Below are 565 nucleotides of genomic sequence, written 5' to 3' on the forward strand. Positions count from 1 at the left end.
AAAGGGAATCGAGGCGGAATTAATGGCATGGCGCTAGAACCGAGCTTCCTGTTTTCCAATGACATTCTTCAGATTGCTATTCCAGAAATGCTGTCTCAAACCGGGATCACAGGTCGTCAATTTGCTCACTTGCTGATCCGCGCGCACCAAGAGAACCATCAAAACCATTTTCCTGATTTAGAACGTGCCGCCGAAGAAGTGGGATTGAAGCGCCTTAATTTGTCGGTTGAGGATTTGATCGACATTGCCAAAAGTATGGGCTTGGATATCCGCTGGGTTGACCGAGCGCCTCAAGATGTCATCGATGAATTGGGCGTAAACGCCAAACAATTGATTACGTCATTCATGGAACCACCGGGCACCATTTATCTCAACAAACGGATGCGCGACTACCCTACCCGTTTAAAATACGACTTATCGGTATACATTGGCCACCGCGTATTGCACAGCAGCGACGCGATGAATAACGTGCTCTCCATCGGACATCAGAATAACTGGGAACAAATGGACAGTCCCGTGTCGAACTCTGAGCTCAATTCGCAAGACATTCTACAAGCTTGGCGAG

At 48.1% G+C, this 565-nt stretch carries 1 pseudogene; it reads left to right on the plus strand.

The window, feature by feature from the left end:
• Window positions 1-565: pseudogene (locus tag R7040_RS28750) on the plus strand (DUF3612 domain-containing protein); the annotation flags it as partial.

This window comes from Vibrio sp. 1069 (assembly GCF_033340555.1).